3 protein-coding genes are annotated in these 4,510 nt (G+C 33.2%); all 3 read right to left on the reverse strand.

The genetic code is table 11. The annotated features are described in order from the left end of the window. On the reverse strand, positions 1-698 hold a 698-nt coding region (locus F6K13_RS19715; RefSeq protein WP_287288110.1), incomplete at its 3' end, for a pitrilysin family protein. A gap of 996 nt (positions 699-1,694) precedes the next feature. Then, positions 1,695-1,880 (reverse strand): hypothetical protein, encoded by a 186-nt coding sequence (locus F6K13_RS19720; RefSeq protein ID WP_124147693.1) that lies wholly within the window; start codon positions 1,878-1,880, stop codon positions 1,695-1,697. 472 nt (positions 1,881-2,352) lie between these two features. Next, on the reverse strand, positions 2,353-4,176 hold the full coding sequence (locus F6K13_RS19725) for a CapA family protein (RefSeq protein ID WP_124147694.1): 1,824 nt from the start codon (positions 4,174-4,176) through the stop codon (positions 2,353-2,355). Between the last annotated feature and the right edge of the window lie 334 nt (positions 4,177-4,510).

The raw sequence follows: 4,510 nt of genomic DNA on the forward strand, positions 1-4,510 counted from the left end.
TTTGATGGTTGGGGAGTTATACTTGGTAAGTTTAAAGTTATCGGGGGTGTTTCTTGTTGTTGCCAATCTCCTAATGTTTGTTCAACTAAATTAATTGCTTTGGCATTTGTAATATTACCTACTATAGATATGATTATATTATCTGGACGGAAGTGAGTTTGATGAAATTCTTGAAGATCGGTGCGGGTAATTTGAGAAACTGTTTTTTCTGTACCTAAAGTTGATAAAGCATAAGGATGATTTTGATACATCATTTCTCGTAATTGAGAGAATGCTACAGTAAAGGGTTGTTCTAATTGAGAGCGAATACTTTGAATAGTAATTCGTTTTTCTAGTTCAATTTCTGTTTCTGGAAATGATGGATATCTGATTATTTCTCCTGATAATTGAAATATATCTGCAAAATCTGTAGATACTGTTTTTATGCTCAGTAAGAAATAATCTGTGGTTGTATCTGTACCTAGTCTTGCTCCTACTGATTCAACTTTATGGGCTATATCTAGAGAGGATAATTTTTCTGTCCCTTTGGTTAATACTGCTGCTAATAAGTGAGAGATTCCTGCCTGTTCTCTGGGTTCATAACGACTACCTATTCGTAAGAATATTTTGGCTGAAATAATATCCGCTGTCTTATTTTCTGTTGTGATGAAGACTATGCCATTATTCAGGACTTTTCGCTCTATATTTTTTTTAATCATTAATTTTTTAATTTTAAATATTTATAAATCTTATTTGAGTTGTGAGATATTGTAGATTTTTAGGGAATAGGGCACAGGGAACAGGGAATAGGGAATAGGGAACACAGAAGCAATAAAATTCTTACATCTGATTCGGTGATTGCTATTAGTTATTAGTCAAGAGTTAGGTAAGAGGCGAAAACCCCATTAATTTTTTTTGTGTTTTTACTATTAGACATCTCCAATAATAGAAAATAAAATTAATTATCGCACATAAATGATCGATTCTTTCCTCCTACTCCCTACTCCTTCTTTTCTGGAGATGTTTATTGAGTTACACTTTGATTTGTCTGTAGCTTTTTGGGTACTCCTTGTCTATTCAAAATACACTGTTTATTTTACAAAAATACTTATTTTTTGAAACTGGTATATTTAAAAATAACTTACATAAATTTTTTGGCATTGTTAATTTTAAGTATCATAGCTAATTTCACAAATAGTTAGTAACTAATGAAGTTAAATTACTTTAGAGTAGGTAAGCATTTCCTGCGGAATGCTGCGCAAACAGCAATCAGCTATCAGCTTTATTACATTTAAAGGAAAAAAAAGCAATTTTATCAAAGCTTCAGAGTACGAATCTCTAGTTAATAATGTAGTAGAAATTAAACGAATGCTTGCTTCATTCATTAAAAAGCTTATAGCTGACCGCTAATAGCTGAATGCTTACTAGAGTAGAGGCTTTAAGTACTGAAAATATCACTTTTGGCTTTTAATTTTTGACTATGGAATTATTAATGCTTTTATTAATTATGTTCGCCCGGAAGTTAAGGATTTTCGCGAGGCTATTACTACTTTTCAGGCAGACTTACCTACTATTTTAAAAAGTTTACGAGATTTAATTGCTAAACAGTCGGAGAATAATCAAAAGTTTTGTTTGGCTAGGGATAAGTTTTTGACTATTTGTCGAGAGTCGATTAATCCTGAAGTTAGTTTGTTTGATGTGCAGGAAATGATTATTCAACACATCTTGACTTCAGAAATAAAAATTTGATTCAATTTATTCAACCAAATTTCCCTGCTAAAAGGCGATCGCTCATCTTTAGGAATTTTCTTAGAAGCAGTGCCAGAAATATTGTCATCTTGTGGAGCTTTCAGCAAATACTTATTTTTCCCTCCATCACCCCTCAGTGCAAAGCCACCCACATTTTCATTTTGTGGAGATCCAAAAAACGCGTCTCAAAGTATTTTCCGTTGCATCCCCACAATTTTTGTGATATTATAACAACTATAAGGGGCTGCTCGCCCATACGCATGACTTTTTATTCAACACAATTTTCTGCTAAAAGGCGATCGCTCATCTTCAGGAATTTTCCTAGAAACAGTGTCAGAAGTATTGTCATCTTGTGGAGCTTTAAAAAAAATACTTGTTTTTCCCTCCATCATTCCTCAGTACAAAGTCAACCACATTTTCATTGTGTGAAACTCCTGAAACGCGCCTCAATTTTCAGTTACATCCCCAGAATTTTTGTGATATCATAATAACTATAAGGGGCTGCTCGCCCATACGCATGACTTTTTATTCAACACAATTTTCCTACTAAAAGGCGATCGCTCATCTTCAGGAATTTTCCGAGAAGGAGTACCAGTTATTACCTCAATTTTTAACCTTTAACTTTTAACTTTTAACTTTTAATTTCCCTTCCCCATCAATTTCTAAAATTGTCTTCGGAAAATCTTTTTTTGTAAGCTGCTGAATTAACTTAATACTCCGACCATACTTATCAGGATAAGGAATACCCTTACTATTCAAATGAACAGGCAAAATTTTACCAGAAACAAAATCCCCTCTAGGATTAATATCTACTTCTAATACCAAAGAATATCCCAACTGAGCTTTGCTAGACAAAGTGCGATATCCCATAAAATTACCAAGAGAATAAGCAATTAACTTCCCTTGATAAACCTCCATTGCTCTAGGCACATGAGGACCATGAGCCAAAATTAAATCTGCACCTTCATCTATTAACGTATGGGAAAATAATATTTTATTACCTCGATTTTCACCAAAAAAATATTCAGTCTTATTCTTAATTCTCAACGCCCTAGTTCCCTCTGCACCAGCATGAACAGAAATAACAATAATATCTGCATTTTCATCTGCTTCTCGAACAAGTTTTTTTGCAGACTCTAAGTCAAGCATAGAATTATGATAACTATAATTACTAAAAGCAATAAACGCTATATTAATCCCTTTCACTTGACGATAAACAATTTCTCCCTTTTTCCCAACAGCTTGCATACCAGCATTTTGAATATTGGTAATTGTATCTTCAAACCCTTGCTTTAAAAAATCGAAAGAATGATTATTTGCCACACTCAAAACATCGAAACCAGCATCTTTCAATAAATATCTATAATTCGGTGGTGTTCTAAAAGCAAATACCCTACCACTCCCCATTTTTTTGCCACTTCTTGGATAACTTGTTAAGGTACTTTCAAAATTTCCAAAAACAATATCTGCATCTTGTAGCAAAGGTTTAACTGATGCAAATAACTTTTGTTTTTTAGGGTGTAATTTATTCTTAGGATAATTAGTCCCGGGGATAATATCTCCCACTGCTTTAATAGTAATTCTAGTATCAGGATTAATTGGAGATTTAATAGATGATAAAACAAACTCAGAAACCTGTGATAAATTAAGTTGATTTTGAATTTGTACAATTTGAGGAGTAGCTACAGTTGATATTTCTGACTTACTAACTTCTACTATTGAAGAACTTGACTGAGATTTTTGTTGCGGTCGAGAAATATTTGAAATAATTTCAGGTAGCTTGTAATTATTAGAGTTGAAAACTAAATTTGATACAGGAATTAATGCTATGCCAACAGTGCTTAATAATAGCCAAAAAGCTTGATTTTTCTGAGGTAAAAATTGCCAAGAACTATCATCAGAAGAAAATACTTTTTTTGCCCTAGAGCGATTATTTCTTTTTCTCACAGGTCGGTTGAGATTAACTGGAGAAAAATCTACATTTTTATCTTCACTTTGACCAAACTCTGGATTAGTCTTAACTATTTCTGGAGTATTTAATTCCACCTGTTGAGATAGGGAAGGTAGGGTAGTTTCAAGAGATTCTTGGGAAGAATTTGTATTTTCTGATTGCCACCAAATTGTCCCTACTCCCGCTGGATGGTATATACTAGGTCTGTGTAATTCAATAACTTCTGTCCACTCAGGGATAGTGTTACCTAATCTTCGCCCATAAATATTGACAAAATCAATCGACGATGCGTTTAGACGTTGCATTCCTTGATGAATGACTCTAATACAAACTTGGCGATCTGGAAGTTGAGAGCTTTCCAGTAGAAGATGCAGATTATTTTTCTGAATACTAACCCTAGCTTTAACTCCAATAGTTGTTAATGCTTGATTGACCAGAAAAGCGATCGCTTTAGGGTCTCCTTGTTTTGCTCGTGTTAAAATTTCTTGTTGACTCACAATTATTTTCCTTACACCAAAAAATATAAGCTAAACTCAATCATATTACTACTTATCAGAATAAATTTTTACTGATAATCCCTTATAGTTAAGTTGTTTTGCATTTAAACCATATATCCGATTTTTATCAAAGGGAACACTGGATCGGGGAATATAGAATCTAAATGATTCTTAGCTTACTAAAATTTATGGCGTTGCACAGCGACGAATGATTTGAGATTTTTGATTGAATTGGATTGTGGATTAATCAATTGCCAGAATGATTAATTAATGGTTATTTTTAGTCAAAGTCTAAACTAATTTTTGGCAATATCATTCCATAATGTGCAACCCC

Source organism: Okeania sp. SIO2B9, assembly GCF_010672505.1.
GTDB lineage: Bacteria > Cyanobacteriota > Cyanobacteriia > Cyanobacteriales > Microcoleaceae > Okeania > Okeania hirsuta.